General features: G+C 70.1%; 26 protein-coding genes. 14 read left to right on the forward strand and 12 right to left on the reverse strand.

Going from position 1 to position 24,935, the window contains the following annotated elements:
* Positions 1 to 142: 142 nt before the first annotated feature.
* Positions 143 to 1,432 carry an ABC1 kinase family protein gene (locus BLQ43_RS01605; RefSeq protein WP_437123466.1) on the forward strand — a complete coding sequence of 430 codons (1,290 nt, stop codon included), beginning with the start codon at positions 143 to 145 and terminating at the stop codon, positions 1,430 to 1,432.
* A 19-nt stretch (positions 1,433 to 1,451) separates the two neighbouring features.
* Here the strand turns inward: BLQ43_RS01605 and BLQ43_RS01610 are convergent, their stop codons facing one another.
* The gene (locus BLQ43_RS01610; protein ID WP_090018361.1) at positions 1,452 to 2,342 is read right to left on the reverse strand and encodes a glucosaminidase domain-containing protein; all 891 of its coding nucleotides are present in this window, start codon (positions 2,340 to 2,342) and stop codon (positions 1,452 to 1,454) included.
* Positions 2,343 to 2,557: 215 nt separating this feature from the next.
* On the opposite strand from BLQ43_RS01610, the gene BLQ43_RS01615 reads away from it, so the two are divergent.
* From BLQ43_RS01615 to BLQ43_RS01635, 5 genes are all read left to right on the forward strand, one after another.
* Positions 2,558 to 3,280 (forward strand): type 1 glutamine amidotransferase domain-containing protein, encoded by a 723-nt coding sequence (locus BLQ43_RS01615; RefSeq protein WP_090018362.1) that lies wholly within the window; start codon positions 2,558 to 2,560, stop codon positions 3,278 to 3,280.
* A gap of 157 nt (positions 3,281 to 3,437) precedes the next feature.
* On the forward strand, positions 3,438 to 4,604 hold the full coding sequence (locus BLQ43_RS01620) for a Re/Si-specific NAD(P)(+) transhydrogenase subunit alpha (protein WP_090018363.1): 1,167 nt from the start codon (positions 3,438 to 3,440) through the stop codon (positions 4,602 to 4,604).
* A gap of 2 nt (positions 4,605 to 4,606) precedes the next feature.
* Positions 4,607 to 5,041 carry an NAD(P) transhydrogenase subunit alpha part 2 gene (locus BLQ43_RS01625; protein ID WP_090018364.1) on the forward strand — a complete coding sequence of 145 codons (435 nt, stop codon included), beginning with the start codon at positions 4,607 to 4,609 and terminating at the stop codon, positions 5,039 to 5,041.
* Between the two features lie 6 nt (positions 5,042 to 5,047).
* Positions 5,048 to 6,445, forward strand: a complete 1,398-nt coding sequence (locus BLQ43_RS01630) for an NAD(P)(+) transhydrogenase (Re/Si-specific) subunit beta (RefSeq protein ID WP_090018365.1) — start codon at positions 5,048 to 5,050, stop codon at positions 6,443 to 6,445.
* A gap of 94 nt (positions 6,446 to 6,539) precedes the next feature.
* On the forward strand, positions 6,540 to 7,364 hold the full coding sequence (locus tag BLQ43_RS01635; RefSeq protein WP_090018366.1) for a substrate-binding periplasmic protein: 825 nt from the start codon (positions 6,540 to 6,542) through the stop codon (positions 7,362 to 7,364).
* A 141-nt stretch (positions 7,365 to 7,505) separates the two neighbouring features.
* Here the strand turns inward: BLQ43_RS01635 and rpsU are convergent, their stop codons facing one another.
* Positions 7,506 to 7,709: a 30S ribosomal protein S21 gene (gene rpsU, locus BLQ43_RS01640; protein ID WP_090018642.1), complete on the reverse strand. Its 204-nt coding sequence runs from the start codon at positions 7,707 to 7,709 to the stop codon at positions 7,506 to 7,508.
* Positions 7,710 to 7,945: 236 nt separating this feature from the next.
* Here rpsU and def point away from each other — a divergent pair, with 236 nt between their 5' ends.
* A complete protein-coding gene (gene def, locus BLQ43_RS01645) occupies positions 7,946 to 8,467 on the forward strand; it encodes a peptide deformylase (RefSeq protein ID WP_090018367.1) in 522 nt (173 codons plus the stop codon).
* Entirely contained in the window at positions 8,464 to 9,156 is a 693-nt protein-coding gene (locus BLQ43_RS01650; RefSeq protein WP_090018368.1) for a COQ9 family protein, read from the forward strand. Before def ends, BLQ43_RS01650 begins: the two co-directional genes overlap by 4 nt.
* Here BLQ43_RS01650 and BLQ43_RS01655 read toward each other — a convergent pair whose 3' ends face one another.
* The 3 genes from BLQ43_RS01655 to BLQ43_RS01665 all read right to left on the reverse strand — a co-directional run bounded on the left by BLQ43_RS01655 (position 9,157) and on the right by BLQ43_RS01665 (position 11,088).
* Positions 9,157 to 10,269, reverse strand: coding sequence for a 5-(carboxyamino)imidazole ribonucleotide synthase (locus BLQ43_RS01655; protein ID WP_090018369.1), 1,113 nt, complete (start codon positions 10,267 to 10,269; stop codon positions 9,157 to 9,159).
* 5 nt (positions 10,270 to 10,274) lie between these two features.
* Entirely contained in the window at positions 10,275 to 10,772 is a 498-nt protein-coding gene (gene purE / locus BLQ43_RS01660) for a 5-(carboxyamino)imidazole ribonucleotide mutase (protein ID WP_090018370.1), read from the reverse strand.
* A gap of 109 nt (positions 10,773 to 10,881) precedes the next feature.
* The gene (locus BLQ43_RS01665; RefSeq protein WP_090018371.1) at positions 10,882 to 11,088 is read right to left on the reverse strand and encodes a YdcH family protein; all 207 of its coding nucleotides are present in this window, start codon (positions 11,086 to 11,088) and stop codon (positions 10,882 to 10,884) included.
* Positions 11,089 to 11,283: 195 nt separating this feature from the next.
* Here BLQ43_RS01665 and BLQ43_RS01670 point away from each other — a divergent pair, with 195 nt between their 5' ends.
* The 3 genes from BLQ43_RS01670 (at position 11,284) to BLQ43_RS01680 (ending at position 13,311) form a co-directional block, all read left to right on the forward strand.
* Positions 11,284 to 11,463, forward strand: a complete 180-nt coding sequence (locus BLQ43_RS01670; RefSeq protein WP_090018372.1) for a YdcH family protein — start codon at positions 11,284 to 11,286, stop codon at positions 11,461 to 11,463.
* A gap of 195 nt (positions 11,464 to 11,658) precedes the next feature.
* On the forward strand, positions 11,659 to 12,207 hold the full coding sequence (locus tag BLQ43_RS01675; protein WP_090018373.1) for a hypothetical protein: 549 nt from the start codon (positions 11,659 to 11,661) through the stop codon (positions 12,205 to 12,207).
* An 81-nt stretch (positions 12,208 to 12,288) separates the two neighbouring features.
* Positions 12,289 to 13,311 carry a sulfotransferase gene (locus BLQ43_RS01680; RefSeq protein ID WP_090018374.1) on the forward strand — a complete coding sequence of 341 codons (1,023 nt, stop codon included), beginning with the start codon at positions 12,289 to 12,291 and terminating at the stop codon, positions 13,309 to 13,311.
* Here the strand turns inward: BLQ43_RS01680 and BLQ43_RS01685 are convergent.
* Positions 13,281 to 15,110 carry an ABC transporter transmembrane domain-containing protein gene (locus BLQ43_RS01685; protein ID WP_090018375.1) on the reverse strand — a complete coding sequence of 610 codons (1,830 nt, stop codon included), beginning with the start codon at positions 15,108 to 15,110 and terminating at the stop codon, positions 13,281 to 13,283. The genes BLQ43_RS01680 and BLQ43_RS01685 overlap by 31 nt on opposite strands.
* Positions 15,111 to 15,370: 260 nt before the next feature.
* Here BLQ43_RS01685 and rpmE point away from each other — a divergent pair, with 260 nt between their 5' ends.
* Positions 15,371 to 15,610: a 50S ribosomal protein L31 gene (gene rpmE / locus BLQ43_RS01690; RefSeq protein ID WP_090018376.1), complete on the forward strand. Its 240-nt coding sequence runs from the start codon at positions 15,371 to 15,373 to the stop codon at positions 15,608 to 15,610.
* 149 nt (positions 15,611 to 15,759) lie between these two features.
* On the opposite strand, the gene BLQ43_RS01695 is transcribed toward rpmE, so the two are convergent.
* From BLQ43_RS01695 to BLQ43_RS01705, 3 genes are all read right to left on the reverse strand, one after another.
* Positions 15,760 to 16,194, reverse strand: a complete 435-nt coding sequence (locus BLQ43_RS01695) for a DUF1465 family protein (protein WP_218119083.1) — start codon at positions 16,192 to 16,194, stop codon at positions 15,760 to 15,762.
* 109 nt (positions 16,195 to 16,303) lie between these two features.
* Complete coding sequence (locus BLQ43_RS01700) at positions 16,304 to 17,356, reverse strand: NAD(P)H-dependent flavin oxidoreductase (RefSeq protein WP_090018377.1); 1,053 nt, start codon at positions 17,354 to 17,356, stop codon at positions 16,304 to 16,306.
* A 245-nt stretch (positions 17,357 to 17,601) separates the two neighbouring features.
* Entirely contained in the window at positions 17,602 to 18,786 is a 1,185-nt protein-coding gene (locus tag BLQ43_RS01705; protein ID WP_176758467.1) for an ATP-binding protein, read from the reverse strand.
* A gap of 367 nt (positions 18,787 to 19,153) precedes the next feature.
* On the opposite strand from BLQ43_RS01705, the gene BLQ43_RS01710 reads away from it, so the two are divergent.
* Both BLQ43_RS01710 and BLQ43_RS01715 read left to right on the forward strand, forming a co-directional pair.
* A complete protein-coding gene (locus BLQ43_RS01710; RefSeq protein ID WP_090018379.1) occupies positions 19,154 to 19,603 on the forward strand; it encodes a mechanosensitive ion channel family protein in 450 nt (149 codons plus the stop codon).
* Positions 19,548 to 20,690, forward strand: coding sequence for a mechanosensitive ion channel (locus BLQ43_RS01715; RefSeq protein ID WP_143006118.1), 1,143 nt, complete (start codon positions 19,548 to 19,550; stop codon positions 20,688 to 20,690). Before BLQ43_RS01710 ends, BLQ43_RS01715 begins: the two co-directional genes overlap by 56 nt.
* Before the next feature lie 257 nt (positions 20,691 to 20,947).
* Here the strand turns inward: BLQ43_RS01715 and BLQ43_RS01720 are convergent, their stop codons facing one another.
* The 3 genes from BLQ43_RS01720 to BLQ43_RS01730 all read right to left on the reverse strand — a co-directional run bounded on the left by BLQ43_RS01720 (position 20,948) and on the right by BLQ43_RS01730 (position 24,922).
* Positions 20,948 to 22,378, reverse strand: a complete 1,431-nt coding sequence (locus BLQ43_RS01720; RefSeq protein ID WP_090018381.1) for a peptidoglycan -binding protein — start codon at positions 22,376 to 22,378, stop codon at positions 20,948 to 20,950.
* 4 nt (positions 22,379 to 22,382) lie between these two features.
* Positions 22,383 to 23,561, reverse strand: a complete 1,179-nt coding sequence (locus BLQ43_RS01725) for a flagellar motor protein MotA (RefSeq protein ID WP_090018382.1) — start codon at positions 23,559 to 23,561, stop codon at positions 22,383 to 22,385.
* An 86-nt stretch (positions 23,562 to 23,647) separates the two neighbouring features.
* Entirely contained in the window at positions 23,648 to 24,922 is a 1,275-nt protein-coding gene (locus tag BLQ43_RS01730) for an OmpA family protein (RefSeq protein WP_090018383.1), read from the reverse strand.
* Positions 24,923 to 24,935 lie beyond the last annotated feature (13 nt).

Consider the following 24,935-nt stretch of genomic DNA (forward strand, 5'->3'; position numbering starts at 1 on the left):
CGAGCGCGAGCACGCCGGCACGGCCGGGCGCACCGAGGAAACCTATTCCAGCGCCGAGTACGACGACCTGGGCGCCGGGCAGACGTCCGAGAACGACAGCTTTCGCGGGCGGTTGCGGCGCTACGCCCAGGTCGGCCGGTCCATGACGGGCCTGGCGGCGCAGTTCGTGGGCAACCGCTACCTCGGCGTCGAGCTGGACTCCGTGAAGCACTCCAGCGAGCTGCGCCAGGCGCTGGGCGGCATCAAGGGACCGCTGATGAAAGCGGTCCAGATCCTCTCAACGATCCCGGACGCGCTGCCGCGCGAGTACGCCCAGGAGCTGCAGCAGCTCCAGGCGGACGCGCCGCCCATGGGCTGGCCGTTCGTCAAGCGGCGCATGACCACCGAGCTGGGCCCCGGCTGGCGGCGCAAGTTCACGGAGTTCTCGCGCGAGGCCATCGCCGCCGCCTCGCTCGGCCAGGTCCACGCCGCCAAGGACACTGAGGGCCGCGAGCTGGCGTGCAAGCTCCAGTACCCGGACATGCAGTCGGCCGTGGAGGCGGACCTCAAGCAGCTTCGCTGGATTCTCGCGATCTACCGGCGCTACGACAACGCCATCGACACCAGCGACATCTACGACGAGCTGTGCGACCGGCTGCGCGAAGAGCTGGACTACGATCTGGAGCGCCGGCACATGGCGCTCTACCGCTACATGCTGCGCGACGAGCCGACGGTCTTCGTGCCCGAGACCGTGCCGGAGCTCTCGACCACGCGCCTGCTGACGATGACCCGCGTGGGCGGCTCGCGCATCATGCGCTTCCTGGAAGAGGAGTCGGATCAGGAGGTGCGCAACCGCGTCGCCTACAACATGTTCCGGGCGTGGTACGTGCCCTTCTACTACTACGGCGTCATCCACGGCGACCCGCACCTGGGCAACTACACGGTCGAGCGCGACACCCAGCAAATCAACCTGCTGGATTTCGGCTGCATCCGCACCTTCCGCCCGTCCTTCGTGAAGGGCGTGATCGACCTCTACCACGCGCTCGACACGGGCGACTGGGAGCTGGCCAAGCACGCCTACCGCACCTGGGGCTTCGAAAACCTCAACGAGGACGTGCTGGAAGTCCTCAACATGTGGGCCAGCTATCTTTACGGCCCGCTGCTGGAGGACCGCCCCCGCACGATCGAGGGCGAGCAGGGCACGGCCTACGGCGCCGAACTCGCCAACAAGGTGCACAAGGAACTCAAGCGCCTGGGCGGCGTGCGCCCGCCGCGCGAGTTCGTGCTCATGGACCGCGCGGCGATCGGCCTGGGCTCGGTGTTCATGCACCTGAACGCCGAGATCAACTGGCACCGCCTGTTCCAGGAGCTGATCCAGGACTTCGACGCCGACGCCCTGGCCAAGCGCCAGCACGAAGCCCTGGAGACCTGCGGCGTGCCGGCCCACACCTGATCCGGCACGGGCGGTCCGGTCAGCGCTGGACCACGTGCGACGGGCCGGGCACGAGGCGCGCGTCGTCGAAATCGCGCAGGTCGTTGGCCCGGATCGTGGCCCGGACATCCGACACATAGTCCTCGCCGCGCACGGAATAGTCCGTCAGGTGCCCGGCCAGCTCCACGCTGTCCAGCGGCTCGCCCTGCCGGCGGGCGCGCGCTCGGTCGCGGCGCAGCTCGGCGTAGGCCGTGGTGTTGTTGATGTTGTGCAGGTAGGCGGCGGCGGCGGCTTCCAGCGTGGGGAAGGCGCGCACCTTGAAGCCCGGATTGTCCAGCCCGTTCGGCACCATGCCGGGGGCGCCCGCTTCCGTGACGTGCTGGCCGAAGAGCGCGTTGCCCAGCTGGGCGAAGCGCGAGGTGCCCCAACCCGTTTCCAGCGCCGCCTGCGCCAGCACCAGCGACGGCGGCACGGTGTCCACGCGCCGCAGGAGCTTGTCCATCTCCCCCGGCTCGACGTGGTAGCGCGCCTCCATCTGGCGCAGGCGCGTGCGCCACACGCCCGGCAGGAACTTGCGCGGCACGTCGGTGGATTGAACCGTGCGCAGGAAGCTGCGCGCCTCGCGGATGTCGGCGTTGGCCTTGAGCACGGCGGGCAGCACACTCTTCAGAAAGATGCGCTTGCGCCGCTCCACCTGGTCGACGAACGGCAGGACGGGCGGCAGGCCGCTGCGCGTGATGCGCGGCACCCCCCGGAAGCCGGCGCGCACGGCGTCCAGGCTGTAGCTCGGCACCCCGCCGGGATGGCCGAAGGTGACCTCGTCGATCTTCACGTCGGAGCCCGAGGCCGATGCCGGCCCCGCCGCCAGCATGGCGGCTATGCCGGCCGCGATCCCGAACGGCGCGGCCCGGCGTGCGTGGATGGCGCCCATGGCCCGATCTCCCACTGCACGGTTGTTTTGTAACGTCCCCAGGTGAATCGTTGCGGAAAACGGGGCGAAACTCAACAGAATCCCGGCTAACGCTTGCGGCGAGAAGGTGTCGCGTTCGGCTGACTCCTCTTGAAACAAAGGGGCGAGGCGCGATCTGGTCAGGGGTATAGGGGGCAGCCCACAAGCCGCCGGCACAAGCAAGGGAGACGCCCGTCATGGTGGATCGCACCGGCCGCGTGCTCTTCGTTCTCACCTCGCACGACGCGCTTGGGGACACCGGTCGGCCGACCGGCTACCACATGGAGGAGCTGACGGCACCCTACTGGCGTTTCGTGGACGCCGGCTTCACGGCCGAGATCGCCTCGATCGCCGGCGGCGACGCGCCGATGGATCCGAGCAGCCTGGCCGACGAGCCCACAGATCGCCCCGGCAGCGTCCAGCGGTTCTTGGACGACGACACGGCGCGGGGCAAGCTCAGCGGCACCCCCGCGGTGGATGCCGTCGACCCGGATGGCTTCGATGCCGTCTACCTCCCGGGCGGGCACGGCACGATGTGGGATTTTCCGGACAGCGCCGGGCTGGGCCGGCTTCTCCGGCACTGCCACGCGCGCGGTGCGCCGGTCGGCGCGGTGTGCCACGGCCCCGCGGGTCTGCTGGCGGCGTGCGAGGAGGATAGCTGCCCGCTGATCGCCGGGCGCCGTCTCAACGCCTTCACCGACGCCGAGGAAGAGCGCGTGGGCCTGGCGCGCGTCGTGCCTTTCCTGCTGGAAAGCCGCCTGAAAGAGTTGGGCGCGCGCTTCGAGAAGTCCTCGCCCTTCCGTGCCTGCGTGGTCAGCGACGGCCCGCTCGTGACGGGGCAGAACCCGCGCTCAGCCCGCGCCGTCGCCGACAAGATGCTGGAGATCATGGGCCTGCACAGCACCGCCGACGCCGCCTGACGCCCGCGGTTGCCCCAGCGCGACCTGTCGCGTGCCGCGCTGTCTCCGGGTCGGCGCCACCCTTATCCCTTGTTTGCTGTTCTGCAAAACGCAATAATCCGGTGCGCCTGCTCGGGGGAGCCGGCTGCCAAGCCGGACGGCAAGGGGCCACGCCAGCATGAAGCTCGCCATACCGCGGGAGCGCCGCGCCGGGGAAACCCGCGTCGCGGCCGTGCCGGAAACCGTCAAGAAACTGCTCGGGCTCGGGCTGACCGAGCCGCAGGTGGTCGTTGAAACGGGCGCCGGGGCCGGCGCGTCGATTCCCGACCAGGCCTTCAGCGACGCGGGCGCGACGATCGCCCAAAGCTACAAAGAGACCGTCGCCGGCGCCGACGTTGTGTTGAAGGTGAACCGGCCCGTCACGGCCGGCGAGGACGCCGAAGCCGACGAGTTGGCGGACCTGCCCAAGGGCGCCGTCGTCATCGCGGTGTTCGACGTCTGGCAGGCCGGCGGCGCCATTCAGGCCTGCGCCGATGCGGGCGTCCACGCCTTCGCCATGGACCTGATGCCGCGCATCACGCGCGCGCAGGCCATGGACGTGCTGTCCAGCCAGGCGAACCTCGCCGGCTACCGCGCGGTGATCGACTCCGCCCACCAGTTCGGCCGCGCCTTTCCGCTGATGATGACGGCGGCGGGCACCGTGCCGCCCGCCAGGGTGCTGGTCATGGGCGCGGGCGTCGCCGGGCTGCAGGCCATCGCCACGGCCGGGCGCATGGGCGCGTCCGTCAGCGCCACCGACGTCCGCCCGGCCGCCAAGGAGCAGGTGGAGAGCCTCGCCGCGAAGTTCGTCGCCGTGGAGGACGAGGAGTTCAAGGAAGCCGAGTCCGCCGGCGGCTACGCGAAGGAGATGAGCGACGCCTACAAGCAGAAGCAGGCGCAGCTCATCGCCGAAACCGTGCCCAAGCAGGACATCGTCATCACCACGGCGCAGGTGCCGGGGCGCAAGGCGCCGCAACTCGTCAGCGCCGAGATGGTCGCCAGCATGAAGCCGGGGTCCGTCATCGCCGACCTGGCGGCCGGGCAGGGCGGCAACGTGGCGCTCACCGAGCCGGGCAGCGTCAGCGTCCAGCACGGCGTGACCATCCTGGGCCATACGAACTGGCCCGCGCGCATCCCGGTCAGCGCGAGCAGCCTCTACGCCCGCAACCTCGTCAGCTTCCTCAAGCTCATGGTGGCCGAGGACGGCGGGCTGTCGCCGGACGGCGAGGACCAGCTGCTGACGGGCACGCGCCTGACCGGCGGGGGCCGCATCGTCCATCCCGATTTCCAGCCGAGCGGGGGGTGAGCATGGCCGAGGGAGCAGGCCTTCAGGAACGCGCGGAGGGCGTCGCGGAGTCCGCCCGCGGCCTCGCCGAGCGCGCCGAGGCCCTGGCGCAGGAGGCGGCGGCGTCGAACGCCGGGCAGGGTGCGGCCGAAGCCGCCGGCGGCGGCAACGAGCTGATCATCGGCCTTACGGTCTTCGTGCTCGCGATCTTCGTCGGCTACCACGTGGTGTGGAGCGTGACGCCGGCGCTGCACTCGCCGCTGATGGCGGTCACCAATGCCGTGTCCTCCGTCATCATCGTGGGCGCCCTGATCGCGGCGGGCGCCGCGGAGGCGGCGGTCAGCCAGGGCTTCGGCTTGGTCGCGGTGCTGCTGGCGGCGGTGAACATCTTCGGCGGCTTCATCGTCACCCAGCGCATGTTGGCGATGTTCATGCAAAAACAGCGCACAAAGTCGTAGGTCGCCATGGCGCAGGGCCTGATCGCGTTCGTCTACCTCCTGGCCGCCGTCTGCTTCATCCTGGCGCTCAGGGGGCTGTCGCATCCCAAGACCAGCCGGCAGGGCAACCTCTTCGGCATGGCCGGCATGGCGCTGGCGATTCTCGCCACGCTCGCCACGCCGGAGATCACGGGCTTCGTGCTGCCGCTGATCGCGATCGCCATCGGCGGGGCGGTCGGCGCGGCCGTGGCGTGGCGCATCGACATGACGCAGCTGCCGCAGCTCGTGGCGGCCTTCCACTCCCTGGTCGGGCTCGCGGCGGTGTTCGTCGCCCTGGCGGCCTTTTACGCGCCGCAGAGCTACGGCATCGGGACGCCGGAGGCCATCCACGTCAGCTCCCGCATCGAGATGGCGATCGGCGCGGGCATCGGCGCCATCACCTTCACCGGCTCCATCATCGCCTTCACCAAGCTCGCCGGGATCGTGGGCGGCACGCCGCTGACCTTCCGCGGCCAGCACATGCTCAACCTGGGGCTGGGCATCGCCACGGTGGCGCTGATCGCGGTGTTCGCCGCCGCGCAGCCGGCCTGGAGCCTGTGGCTGATCGTGCTTATCACGCTGGCGCTGGGCTTCCTGCTGATCCTGCCCATCGGCGGCGCCGACATGCCGGTCGTGGTGTCGATGCTGAACTCCTACTCCGGCTGGGCGGCCGCCGGGATCGGGTTCACGCTCACCAACAACCTGCTGATCATCACGGGCGCGCTCGTCGGCTCCTCCGGTGCCATCCTCAGCTACATCATGTGCAAGGGGATGAACCGCTCCTTTATCAACGTGATCCTTGGCGGTTTCGGCGGCGAGAGCGCGGCCGCCGCCCAGGACACGGGCGAGAAGGCGGTCACGAGCGGCTCCGCCGACGACGCGGGCTTCATCCTGGGCAACGCGGGCTCGGTGGTGATCGTTCCGGGCTACGGCATGGCCGTCGGGCAGGCGCAGCACGCCCTACGGGAGATGGCGGACATCCTCAAGGCGCACGGGGTGAGCGTGCGCTACGCCATCCATCCGGTCGCCGGGCGCATGCCGGGACACATGAACGTGCTGCTGGCGGAGGCGAACGTCCCCTACGAGGACGTCTACGAGATGGAAGAGATCAACCGCGACTTCCAGTCCACCGACGTCGCCTTCGTCATCGGCGCCAACGACATCACCAACCCGGCCGCGCAGGACGATCCGGCCTCGCCCATCTACGGCATGCCCATCCTGAACGTGGCCGACGCCAAGACGGTGCTGTTCGTGAAGCGCTCCCTGGCGCCGGGATACGCCGGCATCGACAACTCGCTCTTCTACAAGGACAACACGATGATGCTCTTCGGCGACGCCAAGCAGATGGTCGAAGGCATCGTGAAGGCGCTGGAAGAGCAGGGCTGATCCGCCGGCTTTGTCGACGCCGCGGGTCAAGCGGCCTGCCGCGGATACCACAAACGGGTTGCATGTCGCATCCGCGGCGCCTACAGACGATGGCATGTTGCGATGTACACGCCTCGCCCGGCGTGGCGCTCTCCTCGGATCGGCGCTGCTCGGGCTGGGGCTGACCGCCGCCGCCCAGCCCGTCCCGGCGCAATCCGGGCCACCCGACGCCCGCCCGGACGTTACGGTGGCCACGCTCACTTGGCCGCCCTACACCAAGCGCTCCCTGCCAAAGGGTGGGGCGGTCACGGCGGTGGTGCGCGCTGCCTTCGATGCCGTCGGGCGTGACGTGCGGGTCCGCTACCGCCCGTGGAACCGGGCCATCGCGCTGGCCAAGGCGGAGAGCACCGGCGTCGTCGCCTACTATCCCGGCTACCACTGCAATCACCGCCCGGACGCCGGCTTCCTGCGGTCCTACGTGATCGGGATGCGGCCGCTGGGCCTGGCGAAACGCGCGAACGCGGCGTTCAGTTGGACGAGTCTGGCGGATTTGGAAGGGTTCCGCATCGGGACGGTCGTGGGCTACGCCAACACGCGCACCTTCGACCGCAAGGTTGCCGCCGAGGAACTGTGGACGATCGAATCCCACTCGGATCGGCGGAACCTGCACAAGCTGATCGAAGGGCGGCTCGATTACGCCGTTATCGACAAGCACGTCATGACGTATTTGCTGAACACCGACCCCGAGCTGCGCCCGCACCGCGACGAGGTGGTGATGGACGACACCCTGCTCGGGCGCATGCCGCTCTTCGTGTGCTTCCGCAACAGCCCGCGCGGCAAGGCGCTGCGCTCGGCCTTCAACGACGGCCTGACGCAGGTGCCCTACAAGGACATCATGGCAGGCCGCATCGCGCGCCTGAGCGCCAAGGGAGCGGAATAGCGGGGCAGGCCCCTCCCGCCCTGAGGTATGGTCGTCCGATCGCTTGTGCGGCCGGGACCGCCGGTGTTCACCTGCCCGAAACACGATACGGGGCGGCCACAGGACCACCCCGTTTCATGACCGCCGTGTATCGCCGACGGTTTAGAAGCCCTCGCGCTCGCGGCGCTTGCGCTCCAGCTTGCGCAGGCGGCGCACCGCCTCGGCGCGCTCGCGCGCCCGGCGCTCCGAAGGCTTCTCGTAGTGCCGCCGGAGCTTCATCTCGCGGAAGACACCCTCGCGCTGCATCTTCTTCTTCAGCGCGCGCAGGGCCTGGTCGACGTTGTTGTCACGGACATGGACTTGCACGACGGACTCACGCTCCTTTCCCGTTTGCTGACGCAGCCACACAACAGAAAACGCGACCGAGCGGCCCCATCCAGGGCCGGCCGGCCGGCTCGTTCCGATCAGGCTGCGGCATCAAGCCGCCATCGGTCATATAACGTGTTCACCGCGGCGTGTGAAGACGCGATCGCGCCCGCCTTGTCCGGTCGGGGCGCCCGCGCCATAGTCCCGCGCGTCATCGGCTCGGGAGCGGCAGTCCCATGGCCATTCGCAAAGTCGCCCGCATGGGCCATCCCGTGCTGCGCACGCCCGCCGCGCCGGTGGGGCTGCCGGTCGATGCGCGCGTGCGTGAGTTGGCGGCGGACATGCTGGCCACGATGCGGGATGAGGGCGGTGTCGGCCTTGCCGGCCCGCAGATCCACGAGTCGCTGCGCATGATCGTGTTCCATGCGCCCGCGCCGGCGAATGCGCCGCTGGAAGAGCACGCGCCCGAGACGATCCTGCTCAACCCGGACTGGGAGCCCCTCGACGACACCGTCGATGAGGGGCGCGAGGGCTGCCTCTCCATTCCGGGCCTCGTCGGCGAAGTGCCGCGCTGGTACCGCATCCGCTACTGGGGCTGGGACCTCGAAGGCCAGCCCCTGAGCCGCGAGGCCGTGGGCTTTCACGCCCGCGTGGTGCAGCACGAATGCGACCACCTGGACGGCATCCTCTACCTCGACCGCATGCCCGAGCTGACGTCGCTCGCCTTCACCACTGAACTCGGTCGCGAGACGCCATGACGGCACCCGATTCCCCAAGCGAAATCCGCCGCACCATCCGCGAGGCCATGCTCGGCCACGTGCCCTTCGACGGCTGGTCGTGGGATGCCTTCAAGCTCGCCGTGGAGGACACGGGCGTGGACCCGGTGCTCGCGCGCGACGCTTTCCCGAACGGGCCGGCCGACGTCCTGGCGGCCACGGCGGCCGAGGCCGATGCCGCCATGCTCTCGGCGATGGAGCGTCACGGCGGCGACGGCGATCCGGCCGAGCGGCTCGCGGAGGCCATTCGCATCCGCCTGGAATACAACGCCGGCCACGAGGACGCCGTGCGGCGCGGCCTCGCCTTCCTGGCGATGCCGGGCAACACGCGCTCGGCGTGGCGGCTGCTGATGCGAACCGTGGACGCCGTCCGCACGGCCGCGGGTGACACCGCCACGGGGCTGCGCGGCATGGCGCGGCGCAACGCGCTCGCCAGCGTCTATTCGGCGACACTGCTGGTGTGGCTGGAGGATGCCTCCGAGGGGCGGGAGGTCACCTGGGATTTCCTGCACCGCCGGCTGCGACCGCTGACGGGCGCGGGCAGCCTCGCCGACCGAGGCCTGGCGCGCGCCAGCGAACTGCCGCGCCGCCTGCGCGAGGCGGCGCCCGCCGCCCTGCCGCTGCCGGGCGGCCCGGCGCCGGAGGCGGACGCCGATCCCCTCGATTCCTGATTACAGTTCGCCGCCGTGCGCGCCCTTGGGGGCAAGCCGGGTGACGTGCCCCATTTTGCGGCCGGGCCGGACCTCGGCCTTGCCGTAGAGGTGCAGGCGCGCGTTGGGCTCGTGCACGATCTCGCGCCAGCGGTCGGCGTCGTGGCCCAGCAGGTTGTCCATCACCGCGTCGGAATGGCGCTGCGCCGGGGCGAGGGGAAGGCCCGTCACCGCGCGCACGTGCTGTTCGAACTGCGAGGCCGGGCAGGCGTCCAGCGTCCAGTGGCCGGAGTTGTGCGGGCGCGGCGCCAGCTCGTTCACCAGCACCTCGCCGTCCTTGGTGACGAACATCTCCACGCCCATGACGCCGACGAGGTCCAGGCCCACGGCAATGCGGCGGGCGATGGCGTCGGCGCGCTCGGCCACTGCCGGGCCGACGGGCGCGGGCGCCACGGTGCGCGCGAGGACATGGCCGGGATGGCGGTTCTCCACCGGCACATAGGCCGCGGTCGTGCCGTCGACGCCGCGCGCCACGACGACCGAAACCTCCAGCGCGAAATCGACCATGCCTTCCAGCACGCCCTCGGGCTCGGGGGCGGTGCCCGACATGGCTTCCCACGCGGCCGCGGTGTCCGTGCCCGCCTCGATGGCGACCTGGCCCTTGCCGTCGTAGCCCATGCGCGCGGCCTTCAGCACCGCCGGGCGGCCGATGGCGTCGAGCGCGGAGATCAGGTCGTCCGCCCCGTGCACCGCGGCGTAGGGCGCGGTCGGAACGCCCAGTTCGTGCAGCGTGTCCTTTTCCCGCCGGCGGTGCTGGCACGCCGCCAGGATGCCGGGGCGCGGGCGCAGCAGGGCGCCCTGGTTCTCCAGCGTCTCCGCCGTGGCGGCCGGGACGTTCTCGAACTCGCAGGTGACGACGTCGACGTCGGCGGCGAAGGAGGTCAGCGCGCCCGCGTCGTCGTAGGGCGCGACCGTGGTGCGCGGCGCGACGTGGCTGGCCGGGCTGTCGGCCTGGGGCGCGTAGACGTGCACGCGGTAGCCGAGCTGCGCGGCCGCCATCGCGGACATGCGGCCCAGCTGGCCGCCGCCCAGGATGCCGATCGTGGAGCCTGGCGGAAGCGGATCGCTGCTCATCGGGCTCAGCCCTCGTCCTCGGGAACCTCGGCGACGCCGTCCGTTTGCCGCTGGCGGTGGGCGTCCACGGCCCGGCGCACCGCGTCGTCCTGCAGGGCGACCACCTGCGCCGCCAGCAACGCGGCGTTCTTGGCGCCGGAGCGGCCGATGGCGAGCGTGCCCACGGGCACCCCGCCGGGCATCTGGACGATCGACAGCAAGCTGTCCATGCCCTGAAGCGCCTTGCTCTCCACGGGCACGCCGAACACCGGCAGCGTCGTCATCGAGGCCACCATGCCCGGGAGGTGGGCGGCGCCGCCCGCACCGGCGATGATGACCTGTAGGCCGCGCTCGCGCGCGGTGTGCGCGTAGTCGCGCATCCGATCGGGCGTGCGGTGGGCGGAGACGATGCGCGTTTCGTGCGCGACGCCCAGCTCGTCCAGCAGCTCCGCCCCGTGGCGGAGCGTAGCCCAATCGCTCTGGCTGCCCATGATGATCCCGACCGCCGGCGCTGTGCCCGTCATGCGCGCCCCTTTCGTCGTCCCGTTGGTGGGCGATTGATGCCGTGATGGCGGAGGGCGCGCATTTTGGCGAAGGGGCGCGCGGCGGACAAGCCGGCGACCCCGTCGCCGGTCAGGCGATGATGTCGGGCAGCAGGTCGCTTTGCAGCTTTTCGATGCGGTCCTTGAGCTGCAGCTTGCGCTTTTTCAGCCGCCGCAGCTGAAGCTGGTCGACGGGATTGGTCTCCGACAGCCGGGCGATGGCGTCGTCCAGGTCGCGGTGTTCGGACTTCAGGGCTTCGAGCTGTTCGCGCAGGGCCTGCTGATCGCCGTCGGTCATGGCCGCGTCTCTCTTCCGGCGCAGGGGGCCAATGGCCGAATTTTACGTCACACGGCGGCGCAATGGAATCGGCGCCCCGCCGAGCAGCGTGCCTGCGTGCGTGTGCAGTACCAACACCGATGCGCGGGGACTTCTTGGCAACCGCCGCCCTCTGGGCGTACGCTTTTGGTGTTGGCGATGACAAGGGAGGTTGCCATGGCCCTTGAAGACCGCATCCGGGCGCTCCGCGAGCGCCACAGCAGCCTGGAAGCCCAGATCCAGCAGGAAACGAACCGTCCGATCCCCGACGACTCCCGCATCGCCTCGCTCAAACGCCAGAAGCTCCGCATCAAGGACGAGATCCAGCGGATGCAGCACGAGTTGGAACCCGGCTGATCGCCGGGATTTTTTGTGTCGGGGCGTCGGCCCGGCGCCCCGACCCCTTCGGTCCCGCCGGACGCCGGCAGCTCGTTGCCGCTGGCGGTTGCGCGGGCCCCCGCCCCCGAAGAGGCGATCCGGACGGCCGGCGCGGCGCTGGCGGCCTTGCCACGCCCGCGGTCCGGCGCCGGTCCACCGCAGCGAGCGATCCCGATGCTGAAGACCCGCGAGATCGTCGAACTGCGCACCGCCGGCGGCAACGGCGACGAGGTCGTGCCCGCCTACGTCGTTCATCCCAACGCGCCGGGCGTAAAGATCTTCGGCCATGCCGGCCTGTCGGTGGTGCAGGAATACGACGTCCAGCCGTCGAGGACACCGCGCGAGCCCTTCATCCCCATGCGCCTGCGGCTGCCGCACGGTGTGTGGAAGGAACCCAGCGGCGCCTACGTCTTCTTCTCGCGCGATCGCTGCCCGCTGTGGCGCGTGGACGGCCAGGGCGGCGCGGAGATGCTGGAACCCTGGCAGCACATCCAGTCCGAGGGCGAGTCCATGCTCTGGGACGATTCCAACCCGCCCTGGCGCAATCCCAGCCTCCAGAAGAAGCTGGAGAAGACGCTGATGGACAAGGGCTTGGTGTCCATGCCGGCCCTGGCGGGGGCGCTGGACATCTTCTTCCGCCACAACTGCGAGGATGTGCGCGAAGCCGTGCGCCACCTGGTCCCCGCGGACGCGGACAACGTCGCCGCCGATCTGGCCGCCTGAGCCGCCCCACGCGTGTTGTGACACGACCGCCGCGCGCCGCTATGATCCTGGCGCGGTACGCAATCGGAACCGGCGGTCGGCATGTCCGCACCCATCGTCCACATCGGCTATCACAAGACGGCGACGACGTGGTTGCAGACCCACTTCTTCCCGGCGGTGCGCAATTACCGCCACGCGGGCAAGGCGGCGCTGGAATCTGCGATCCTGAACGAACACGCGCTCGCATACGACCCGGCGGACGCCCGCGCGCGGCTGCTGCGGGGCGGGACCGACCCGGTACAGGGCGGGACAACGCCGGCGAACGTCATCCTCAGCCACGAGGCGTTTTCCGGCACGCCCCATCTGGGTGGGTTTCAGGGCTTCTATTCGACCGGAATGGCCGAACGCTTGCGCGCCACGCTGCCGGATGCGCGCATCGTCGTGGTGCTTCGCAATCAGCTCGAAAGCATTCCCGCGACCTATAAGCAGTACGTGCGGGTGGGCGGTACCCACGGCATCGAGCGCTACCTGTACGGGCCGAACCTGCACGGCATGGCGATCGACAAGCCGCGCAAGATGCCCGGCTTCTCGTTCGAACATTTCAATTATGACCGGCTGATCGGCTTCTACGAGGAGCTTTTCGGGCACGACCGCGTGTTCGTTTTCCTCTACGAAGCCTTCAAGGCCGACCCGCGCGCTTTCCTGCGGGACATGGCCGAGCGCCTGGGGTTGGACGTGGACGTCGACGCGCTTCCCGACACCGCCGAGAACGTGGCGCTGGGCCGCGCCACCCTGACGCTGACCCGGCTGCTGAACCACTTCACCGCGCGCAACATCCCCGACAAGCGGTGCGTCCTGAACGTCATCCCGTCGCACATCGTCATCCGGCGGCTGCTCGACCCGATCAACCGCACGCCGCTCGGGGGGCGGCGTGTCCTCGCGCGCGATCTTTTGACGGCCGCCACGCGGCAGCGGATCGAGCAGCACTATGCGCCGGGCAACGCGCGCCTGGCCGCGCGCCACGGCCTGCCGCTCGGGGCCTACGGCTATCCCGTTGCCGATCAGCCGGCCGCCGACGGCCCCGCGCACGCCGGTCAGACCGTCCCCGCCGCCGTTTCCGTCTGAGCCGCGGGCTCCGCCTGGAACTGCATCGCCGCGAGGTGGGCGTAGAGGCCGTTGCGCGCCATCAACTCCCGGTGGGTGCCACTCTCCACGATGCGCCCGCGGTCCATCACCACGATGCGGTCGGCCTTAAGCACCGTGGCCAAGCGGTGGGCGATGATGAGCGTCGTGCGGCCGGCCATGAGGCGGTCGATCCCCGCCTGCACCGCGCGCTCGCTTTCCGAATCCAGGGCGGAGGTCGCCTCGTCCAGCAGCAGCACCGTGGGATCGCGCAGGATGGCGCGCGCGATGGCGATGCGCTGGCGCTGTCCGCCGGAGAGGCGCACGCCGCGCTCGCCCAGGTGGGTGGCCAGGCCGTCCGGAAGCTCTTCCAGAAACGCGCGCGCGCCCGCGGCTTCCGCCGCCGCCAGCACGGCCGCGTCGTCGGCGTCCGGGTTGCCGTAGCGGATGTTCTCGCGCGCGTCGGCGGAGAAGATCACCGGTTCCTGCGGCACCAGGCCCAGGCGCGCGCGCACCGCGCGCGGATCGGCCGCCCGAAGGTCCACACCGTCCAGCCGCACGGTGCCGCCTTCCGGGTCGTAGAAGCGCAGCAGCAGGTGGAAGACGGTGGTCTTGCCCGCGCCGGACGGGCCCACGAGCGCCACCGTCTCGCCCGGCCGCACGTCCAGGCTGAAATCCGCCAGGGCTGGGGCGTCGGGCCGGGCCGGATAGCGGAAGTCGATGTGCTCGAAGCCGAGCGCGCCGCGTGGCGGCTCGGGCAGGGGCGTGGGGTGGCGCGGCGCATCGATGGCGACCGGGGTGTGCAGCAGGTCGAGCAGGCGTTCGGTGGCGCCCGCCGCGCGCTGCAGGTCGCCCACGACCTCCGAGAGCGCGCCCACGGAACTGGCGATCACCACGGCGTAGAAGACGAAGGCCGCGAGCTGCCCCGCCGTCATGCGCCCGTCCAGCACGGCGTGGCCACCCACCCAGAGCACGACCGCGATGGCGGAGAACACCAGCATGATGACCACCGCCGACAGCAAGGCGCGCGCTCGGCTGCGCCCGATGGCGGCGGCGAAGGCGTCCTCCACGCGCTCGCGGAAGTGCGCGCGGTCCACGGGCTCGTGGTTGAAGGCGTGGACGGTGCGGATGTTCGACAGCGACTCGTCGACGTAGACGCCCACGTCGGCGATGCGGTCCTGGCTGGCGCGCGACAGGCGTCGCACGCGCCGCCCGAACACCAGCACCGGCACCAGCACCAACGGCGTCACCAGGAAGACGATGGCGGTCAGCGTGGGCGAGGTGACGATCAGCAGCACCGTCCCGCCCGCGATCATCAGCAGGTTGCGCAGGGCGATGGGAACGGAGGTGCCCACGACGAGCTGGAGCAGCGTCGTGTCGGTGGTCAGGCGCGAGAGCACCTCGCCCGTGCGCGTGGTTTCGAAGAAGCCGGGCGAGAGGGCGATCACGTGGTCGAAAACGTCGCGGCGCACGTCGGCCACCACGCGCTCGCCCAGCCACGCCACCAGATAGGAGCGGGCGAAGCTCGCCGCGGCCAGCACCGCCACCACCGCGACCAGGACCATCAGCGCCTGATCCAGGAGCGCCGCGTTGCCCTGGGCGAAGCCGCGGTCCACCAGGGTGCGCAGCCCGCGGCCGAGCGCCAGCACCGTGCCGGCCGCAACCGTCAGCGCGACGACCGCGCCGGCGATGCGTGTCCGGTAGGGCCGGAGATAGCCCCACAGGTGGCGCAGGGCGCGGAGGTTGCGGGTGCCGGGACGGGCGGACGGCGTGCCGCCGCCGGGATCTTGCGCATCGCGCATGGCGGGCCTCGCGGTTTGTCGTCGCGCGCAAGACCTATCGGCGGCCACCGCCGTCGGCAAGCTGCATCCCTTGCGTCCTGGCGCCGCGCTCTCTATACACCTGCCCCTGGACAATCCTCCGAGAACAGGCGGGCGAAGCGTCGTCCCGGCCGGCCGGGCCAGGGCGGCGCGTTGCATTCGCGGGATGCACGCCGCCGCTTCGCCCCATAGCCGCCGGAGTACGCGCTCCGGCCCGAACGAGCGAACGGAAAGGGCGCGCCATGAAGAAGGGCATCCACCCCGATTACCACGAGATCAACGTGGTCATGACGGACGGCAGCGAGTTCAAGACCCGGTCGACCTACGGCCAGGAAGGCGCGAGCCTGCGGCTGGAGATCGACCCCAAGACCCACGCTGCCTGGACCGGCGAGCACCGCCTGAACACCACCGCTGGGCAGATGGCCAAGTTCAACCAGCGCTTCGGCGGCAACCTCGCCAACATGTCCGCCCGCAAGAAGTAAGCGCGCGAACGCGGGGTCGTCCGAGCGCCCCGCCGTTTTCGCCGCGAGTCGGCCGCGCCCTTGTGTTCGGGTCCCTGCGATCCGGATGCAGGGGCGTTCGGTGTTTGTGGCGGTGGCGGCGTGCGCGAACGAAAGAAGCTGATCCCGGTTTACGGCGATCCGCTCTCGCGGTCCTGGTCGAGCGTTGCGTCGAGCCGCTGCACCCGCTCGTAGAGGTTGCGCGAGCGGTCGAGCAGGTCCCCCAGCCGCTCCGGCAACTCCTCCTTCGGCACGACGGGATCGGCCAGGCACGCGGCCTCGCCGGCCAGCCGGTGTTCGGGCTCGGCGGCCTCGGCGCGCGTGATTTCGCCTTCGTGGACGGCGCGCTGGGTGAGCAGCCACGCCATCACCTGGGTCAGCCGTGCGGTCAGGCGCATCTCCTCGCAGCTTGCCGCCAGTTTGCCGCCGGGGCTGAGCCTGGCGCGTTCCTGCGCGCCGCGGCCCGCGATGTAGTCGCGCGCTTCGCGCGTAAGCTGCAGCGCCTCGTCGTAGGTCCGGCTGAAGAAGGTGACGCTGGCGCCACCGTCCACGTCGTTCGCGGTCACGTGTGCCGCTCCTCTTGCCGCCGGCTGGCTGCCATACTCGGAATCCTAGCAGGCGCCGCCGGGCGCCGACAGCTAGCCGTCCGGATGCGCCGGCCGGGGGAACGCGCTGTCAGGCCATCCCGGTTTCGGCCTCGAGCGCCGTCATAAGGTCGCCCACGGGCACGCGCCGGGCAAGGGCGGCGCCCTGACCGGCGCGGAGGGCCCGCAACTCGGGCATGCGCCGCTCGGCCGCGGCCCGGCGAATGGGCGCCGTCAACGCCGCCTGCGCAGGGTAATCGGCGATGGGGGCATCCGCCACTTCCATCACGAACCGGTTGCGGACCACGCGCTCCGGCCGCCCCGTGAAGGCCCGGGTGACAACGGTGCCGTCGTCGCGTGCCGTCTTCACGGCGTTCGCGTAGGTCCCGTCGGCGCCGCTTTCGTCCACCGCCACGAAGGCGGTGCCCATCATCACGCCGACCGCGCCGAGCGCGAGCGCGGCGCGGATGGCTTCACCGGTCATGATGCCGCCCGCGGCGATCACCGGCCGGCGCACGGCCGCGCGCAGCCCCTGCACCAACGCCAGCGTGCCCACCAGGCCGTGGTCGGCCGGAACCGCGAAGGTGGCGCGCGGCCCGCCGGCCTCCGCGCCCTGGGCCACGATCACGTCGACCAGCCCCGTGTCCGCCAGCATGATGCCCTCCGTCACCGTTGTGGCGGTGGCAAGCACGAGCGCGCCCGTGGATCGCACGGTGCGCAGCACGGTCTCCGGCGGCACGCCGCCGGTGACGGAGACGACCGCCGGCCGCGCGCCGCACACGGCCTCGACCTGGCGCTCGAGCGTCGGCGGTTCCGGTTCGGGCGACACATCCGGCGCGTCGAGGTCCAGCTCCTCGCGGAAGGGGTGGAGCGCGGCCGACGCACGCGCCACCGGCGCCCCGTCGCCGGTGGGCGGCGCCAGCGCGAGGTCGAGGTGCAGCGGCGCGTCGGTGCGGGCGCGCACCGCGGCAACGGCGTCGGCGATGCGGTCGGAGGGCATGTCCGCGGTGCCGAGCGCGCCGACGCCGCCGGCTTCACCCACGGCGGCCGCCAACTCGGGCGTGGCGATCCCGCCCCACATGGGTGCTTGCAGGATGGGGGCGCGCACGCCCAGTTCCTCGGTGAGGTCGGTGGCCGGCCACATCGTGTTTGCCTCCCGCTCGCGCGCCGTGGCGTGCGATCCCGCGCCGATCCGGACGCGGCGTCAAGCGCGCGCCGCTCGATATGGCCCGGACACCAGGTGGCCGAAAAAGGTTGGCCCCGGCGCATGCGCCGGGGCCTGGGAGCAAAGGGTCGATATCGCCGCTGCCGGGGAGGGCTGCGTGCGGCGATAGCGGTATTCTGAGAAAACCGGAAAGCACCTGCAAGCCCTTTTTGCGAGTCGCTATGCTACTCGGCCGCGAGGCGTGCCGCCGGCGGTTCGGTTTCAACCCGTGCCACGGCTCGTCCGCCGGGCATGTGAACGTGAACACAGGTGCCCTCGCCGGGCGTGCTGGTGATGTCCAGGTGGCCGCCGTGCATGGCCGTGAGGGTCTGCGTCAGGGCCAGCCCGATGCCGGCGCCCTCGATCTTCTGGCGCCGGGCGGTGCGGCCGCGCCCGAACGGCTCCTTGATGCGCGGGATCTCGTGTTCGGGAATGCCGGGGCCGGTGTCGCAAATGTGCAGCACCACGCCGCAGTCGGCTGCGTCGTCCACTGTTAGCGCGACGCGGCCGCCCGCGGGGGTGAATTTGATGGCGTTGTTGCCCAGGTTGAGGATGATCTGAAGCAGCTTGCCTTCGTCCGCCCACAGCCGGGTGCGACTGCGCAGCTGCGTGGTGAGCGTGACCTGCTTGTCCCGCGCGCGAACCTGAAGGATGCGGGCGGCCTCCTCGACCACCGCAGGGACGTCCACCTCGCCCTCGTCGAGCTCCATCCGTCCGGCCTCGGCGCGGGAGAGGTCCAGCAGGTCGCTGATGAGGTCGAGCAGACGCTTGCCGCTGCCGTGGATGTCGCGCAGGTATTCCGCCTGTTTGTCGTTCACGGGCCCCGCCGCGCCGGCGGCCAGCATATCGGTGAAACCCATGATGGCGTTCAGCGGCGTGCGCAGCTCGTGGCTGAGGTTGGCGAGGAAGGTCGTCTTCGCCTCGTTCGCGCGCTCCGCCTGCTTGCGCGCGTGGTCGAGCTCGGCGATCTGGGTGCGGGCGTCGCTGACCGAGCGCTTGAGAAGGGCCTGGATCGTGCCGACGCCAGCGTAACGGCCGCCCTCGACGACGATGAAGCCCTCTTCCAGCGCCCACTGCTTTTCCGTGGCGATCAGCTCGTTGACGCGGTCGATCGTGGTGCCGCTCTCCACGACCAGCGGGTTGCCGCGCATCAACAGCGAGATGGGCCGGTGCTCATAAAGCGCGTAGGTCACGGGATGCGCCAGGTTGCGCATCAGCGCCGTGCGCCCCGCCATCCCGATGGGGCGGCCGTCCTCGACCACGGCCAGACCGGCCGTCGCATCCAGCTCGTGCATGAGCGCGAGGACGTCGCTGCATGCCATGTCGCTGGAAATCGCGGGCAGCGGGTGGGCGATCGAACCGATCAACATGGCGCGAGTTCCCCGTTCCATCTCGTACAGCGCCACGAACGCCGCCCGTGGCCGCGTGTGGATCGCGCCGACCGGGAACAGCGTCGATTGTGTCAAAGTCCGGCTGGGTCGGCTCCGAGCCTGCACCGCGACGGTTAAACCTTTTTCCAGATGCAATGACGCTTCGATGACACCCGGAGGCCGCGGACGGCGCCCGCGACCCCGCCAGCCCCGGTGCTGTCCTTCCACGGTTCAGGGCACCGGCAATTCAATCCGATTGGGAGTCCACCAACCGGTCCGCGGTTTACCACGAAGGAGTATTTTGCAGTTCGCGCATGTAAGGTGAGAATTGCACTAATTGTCTGTGACATTTTCGTGGAGATTGAACATGGAGACCTGGAGCGGCTTCGTCGAGACCGCGACGGCATATGCGCTCAACGTCGCCGCCGCGGTCGTGATTCTCGTCGTCGGCTGGGTGTTGGCCTGGATCATCGCCGCGCTGGTTCGCAATGGGCTGCGGCGGACACGCCTGAACGAATGGGTGGCGGGCGAGGTCACGGGGGAGTCGCCGGATCGCGCCGTCACGCTGGATCGCTGGATCGCGCGGGCTGTGTTCATCGTGCTGATGGTGTTCGTGCTCATCGCCGTTTTCGAGGCCCTGCTGCTGCAATCCATCACCGCGCCGCTGAGCGAAATGCTGACCGTGGTGCTGGACTACGCGCCGCGTATTGCTGGTGCGGCGGCCGTGATCGCGGTGGCTTGGCTGTTGGCGACGGTGTTCCGTGCGTTCATCCGCGGGGGGGTTGGGCGCGCTCAAGCTCGACCGGCGCCTGGGTGAGGACGCGCTTCCCGCCGATCAGGCGACGCTGGCGCAGACCATCGCCAACACGGTTTACTGGCTGGTGCTGTTGCTGTTCGTGCCGGCCGTGCTGGGCGTGCTCCAAATCGAGGGGTTGCTCGGGCCGGTCGAGCGCATGGTGGACAAGGTGCTCGGCTATCTGCCGAACGTCGCCGTCGCGGGCCTCATCCTGGCCGTCGGCTGGCTGGTGGCGCGCCTCGTGCAGCGGCTGGTCACCCAGCTTCTGGCGTCGGCCGGCTTCGACGGGGCGGCCCGCACCTACCGCGTGGACACCGTTGTCGGGCGCGGCACCACGCCGTCCCAGGCGATCGGGATCGTCGTGCACGTGCTGATCCTGCTGCCCATCGTGGTGGCGGCGCTGAACGCGCTTCAGATCGCGGCCGTTACGGGCCCGGCGGAGCACATGCTGGACCTGATCATCGCCGCGATTCCGCGCATCTTCGCGGCGGCCGTGCTGCTCGGGCTGTCCTATTTCGCCGCGCGCATCGCCGGGAAGCTGGTCAGCCAGCTTCTTCAGGCCATCGGGTTCGACCGCGTGCTCGTGCGCCTGGGCATGGAAACACAGGAGGTGCCGGAGACCGGCCGCACGCCCTCGCAGGTGGCGGGCTATCTGGTGGTGGTCGCGGTGCTTCTCTTCGCCGCGATGGAAGCCCTGGCGCTGCTGGAATTCGGCAACTTGGCCGGGCTGATCGAGCAGCTGCTGGTCTTCTTCGGGGAGATCCTGATGGGCCTGATCGTCATCGGCGTGGGCATCTTCCTGTCCGGCGTCGCCGCCCACACCATCCGCGCGAGCAAGGCTTGGCAGGCGGAGCGGCTGGCACTGATCGCGCGCGTTGCCGTGATCGCGCTGGCCGGCGCCATGGGCCTGCAGCAGATGGGGCTGGCCGATCAGATCATCAATCTGGCCTTCGGGCTGCTGCTCGGCGCCGTCGCCGTGGCCGCGGCCGTGGCCTTCGGCCTGGGCGGGCGCGACCTTGCCGCCCGCGAACTCGACCGTTGGATCGGCGGTTCCGGCGGCAGCGGCGCTGGCAAGAGCGGCCAGCGCGGCGGCAGCCCCGCAAAGTGAGCACGCTTTCCACGCGCTGCGGCGACGACGCGTGGTTGGGCGAATGGCAGCGCCTTACCCCGCCCAGCCAGCGAGCTTGCTCGCTGGCTGGGCGACCCTCTGCTGAAGGAAAGGGTATGTTGTGCGTGTGGCTGACGACCACGGCCAACCAAACGCCGAAGCCCTGGCGGAAGGCCGACCCTGGGTGCTTTTGAAAGGGCCTGGTGCCTGACAAGCCCCCATTTATGGCCAACTGATGGGATTGAACTGCCGACAGTTCAGGGTTGGGTGAGCTTGAACTCGATGCGGCGGTTGCGGCGGTAGACTTCGGGGGAATTGCCTTCCGCGAGGGGACGGTTGGCGCCGAAGCCGGTGGCGGCGAGGCGGCGCGCGGGAATGCCTTCGGCAATCAGTGTCTTGACCACCTCCACAGCGCGCGCCGTGGAGAGTTCCCAGTTGGAGGGGAAGCGTTCGGTGTCGATCGGGCGCTTGTCGGTGTGACCGTCGACGCGCAGCACCCAGTCCACGTCGTCCGGGATCTGCGGGATGATGTTCTGAAGCGTGTCCGCAAGCTGGCGGATCTGCTGCTGGCCGTCCTCGTCGAGCTGCGCGGAAGCAGAAGGGAAAAGCACCTCCGATTGGAAGACGAAGCGGTCGCCCACCACGCGGATGGTTTCGCGGTCGCCCAGCACCTTTTTTAGCTCGGCGAAGAACTCCGAGCGCGCCTCGGCCAACTCCTGAACACGCTGGGCGAGGGCAGTGTTGAGGCGCTCGCCCAGGTTGGCGATGCGCACGTCCTTTTCCTCGATGGTCGCTTCCGCGGCGTTGAGCGCGGCGTTGAGGCGGGCGACTTGCCGGCGCAGCGAGGACAGCTGACTGTTGAGGACGTCGATCTTGGCGGCCTGTTCCTCGGTCAGCTTCTGCTGCTTTTCCAGCTTGCTTTCCAGCGTCTTGGCCTGATCGCGCTGGTTGGACAGCGTCGTCTGAAGGGAAGCCACCTTTTCCTTGCGCTCTACCGCCGTCTCGCGCGCGGCTTGCAGCTTGTCCTGCAGCGTAGTGATGCGTTGCTGGCGCTGCTCGGCGGTCTGGCGAAGGTTCGCCAGCTCTTCCTTGCGCTCCTTGGCCTCTTCCTGCGCCGCGTTCAGGCGGGACTCCAGCGACGCCACCTCGCGGCGCAGCTCCTCGCGCAGGCTTTTGAGCGCCTGGATCTGTTGGAGCTGGGCCTCGATCGTGTCCTTGTTGGCCTTCACGTTGTCCTGCGCGTCGGCCAGCTGTTCCTTGGTGCTGGAGAGCTCCTGACGGGCGGCCGAGAGGTCCTGCTCGGTGCTTTGCAGGTCGTCGCGCGCGGCGGCCAGCTGTTGCTTGAGGCTGGCGCGCTCTTCCTTCACCTGCGAGAGCTGATCGGACAGCTGCTCGCGTTTGCGGATCGAGGCCTGGAGTTCGCTGGACAGCTCCTCGATGTTGCTGCGCAACTCCTGGTTGGCGTCGCGCTCCATGCTGAGCAGCTGCGACAGCTCGCTCACCCGGCTTTGCAGGTCGCTCAGAGCTTCGTTGCGTCCGGACAGCGCCACGGAGAGGAAGAACTGCGCGACGAAGAAGACCATCAGCACGAAGATGACGACCAGCAACAGGCTGGCCAGGCCGTCGACGAAGCCGGGCCAGATGTTGACGGTGTTCTGCTGCCGGTCGCGGCGCCCGAGCGGCTGCATGGGGTTAGCTCTGGCGCTCCGTCTCGCCTTCCTCGGCCATGGCGGCGATCGTGCGGGCGAGCAGGCGGATCTCGTTGCGGATCTCGCGGATGACCTGATCGCGGCCGTGCGCGTTGTCGCTCACCAGCTTCTCCAGGCGCACGTCAAGGTTGCGGATGTGGTCGCGGGTCGTTTCGTCCAGTCCGCCGGCCTGCTGCTGGCCTTCGCTGGCGTCGGCGATGCGCGACAGCAACGGCTTCAGCTGCGACTGCGTCTCCGCCACCTTCATCAGTACGGACTGCTCGGTGCGCATCTGGTCCGTGAGCGTGGAGACGCGCTCGGTGAGCTGCATCAGGTTCTTGTTGATGTTCTCGCGGTCTTCCTCGCCGCCCGCGATCGTGCGCTGCAGACTGTCCAGGCTGTCGGCGGTCTGCTCCAGCAGGGCTTGGATGTAGGCGGGCACGGACTCGCCGCTGCCCTCGGCCGCGCCGCCGCCGGAGAGCTTCGTGATCGAGGACAGCCACTCCTCCAGCTCGTTGATGAAGCGGTTGTGCGCCTGCCCGGCCTGGAGTTCCAGGAAGCCCAGGATGAGCGAGCCGGCGAGGCCGAAGAGGGAGGAGGAGAAGGCCGTGCCCATGCCGGACAGCGGTTCCTGAAGGCTGGCCTGGAGCTGGCTGAACATCGCGGCGGGCTCGTTGCCCGTCACCTCGATGTCCGAGATCGCGCCCGCGACGGCGTTCACCGTCTCCAGTAGGCCCCAGAAGGTGCCGAGCAGGCCCAGGAAGACCAGCAGGCCGACGAGGTAGCGCGAGATTTCGTGCTGTTCACCGATGCGGCTCTGGATGCTGTCCAGCAGCGAGCGCATCGAGGTGGCGGAGAGCGTCAGCCGGCCCTTGCGCTCGCCCACCATGCGCTCCAGCGGTGCCAGCAGGCGGGGTGGCTTCTCGTCCTGAAGCGCGCCGGGGAACTGCAGCCCGCCGCCGGCCTGGCTTCGGATCTTCTCCATCCAGGCCACTTCGGGGCGCAGGGAGATGACCTGGCGGAAGACGAACAGGATGCCGAGCAGCAGCACGCCCAGGATCAGGCCGTTGAACAGCGGGTTCGCCAGGAAGGCGTCGCGCAGTTGCGGCAGCAGCGCGCCACAGGCCGCCGCCACGATCACCAGGAAGATGACCATCCGGATGATGTAGCGCCGTAGGCTCATGCTGGCGGCCTCACGTCATGCAGGGGTGTTGGGGTCCGGCAGGCGGCACCGTGACGCTCGCGGGGAAACGCGACGAAACTGTGACATCATCCGCGCGACGCCGGCGCGATGTCCACGCGGTTCGCGGGACCGCTTTCCACCGCGTTGCCCAGCGCGCGGACGTCGATGCGCGTGGAGCGCACGCCCTTTTCGATCAGGTAGGACCGCACCGCCAGTGCCCGCGACAGCGACAAGCGCCGCGAGCGGCTCGGCGAATCGCCGGGCACGTCGGCGTAGGCGGTCAGCTCGATGCGGCTGTCGCTGTCCTTCTTCAGCGCCGCGACCACGCGGTCCAGCTGCCGGCGGGTTTCGCTGCCCAGCTCCGCCGAGCCGGTGGCGAAGGTGAGCTGCGTTTCCAACGGCGCGCCGTCGGTTGTGTCGGTGCGTGTGGCGGTCTGGGTTTCCGCCGGCTCCTCCCCGGCCGTCTGGCCGGTTCCGGTGTCCGACGCGGTCCCGCCCGTATCCGGCTGCGTGTCCGCGCTGGTGTCGGCGCTTTGCGTGCCCGCCTCACCGGTTTCGGCCGCGGCGGTCCGGGTTCGCGTCTCGTCGTCGGGCTTCGTGCCGGGCTGAAGTTCCACGGGCTCGCCCTCGTCGCGCTCGCCGCGCTCCGCGGCGGCGCTTGCGGCCTCTTGGTCGCGCTCCGGTTCGGCCGCGCCGCCGGTGTCCGCGTCCAGGGTTCCGGTGTTTGTGTCCAGGCTTCCGGTGTCCGTCGCCGCGGCGGTCGATTCCTCGGCGCCGGCGGTGGCTTGCGATTCGCTGCCGGTGTCCGCGGTGGCCGTGTCGGTCTGCGCCTCCGTCTCGCGCGTGCCGGCGACCGCGGTGGTGGCCGTCTCGGGCTTCCGGTCGGGCTCCTGCTGCTCGACCATCGGCTCGCCGGCCGGTTCGCCGCCGCGTTCCTCGGGCTTTTCCGTGGGCTGGCGCTCGGGCTGCTGGCGCGCCTGGAACTGCGCCATATCGACGGTCAGGCGGCTCTGCGGCTCGTCCAGAAGCGGGAAGCGCAAGCGGGCGCCGCCCGGGGCGCGCACGACCTCCCCGGGCTTGATGTCCGGCTTCTCGGGGCGCTCACCGCCGTCGTCACCATCGCCGGGCATGCGGAGCTGCAGCTCGCCCGAGCCGCCGCTTGGCCCCGCGCGTTCGCGCGTACTGCCACCCCCGTCGCCCCCGATCACGTCCAGATTAACACTGACGTTGTCGCTGCCGCCTTCGCCGGACCCGCCGATGTAGGTGGTTTCCTGGGCGGCCGTCGGGCTGGCCGCGAGCAGGCACACGCCCGCGAAGCCCGCCGCGAGACGGCGCGGGGAGACGGTGAGCCGGTGCGTCATCGGGTTAACTCGG

This window comes from Limimonas halophila (assembly GCF_900100655.1).
In the GTDB taxonomy this organism is placed as follows: Bacteria; Pseudomonadota; Alphaproteobacteria; order Kiloniellales; family Rhodovibrionaceae; genus Limimonas; species Limimonas halophila.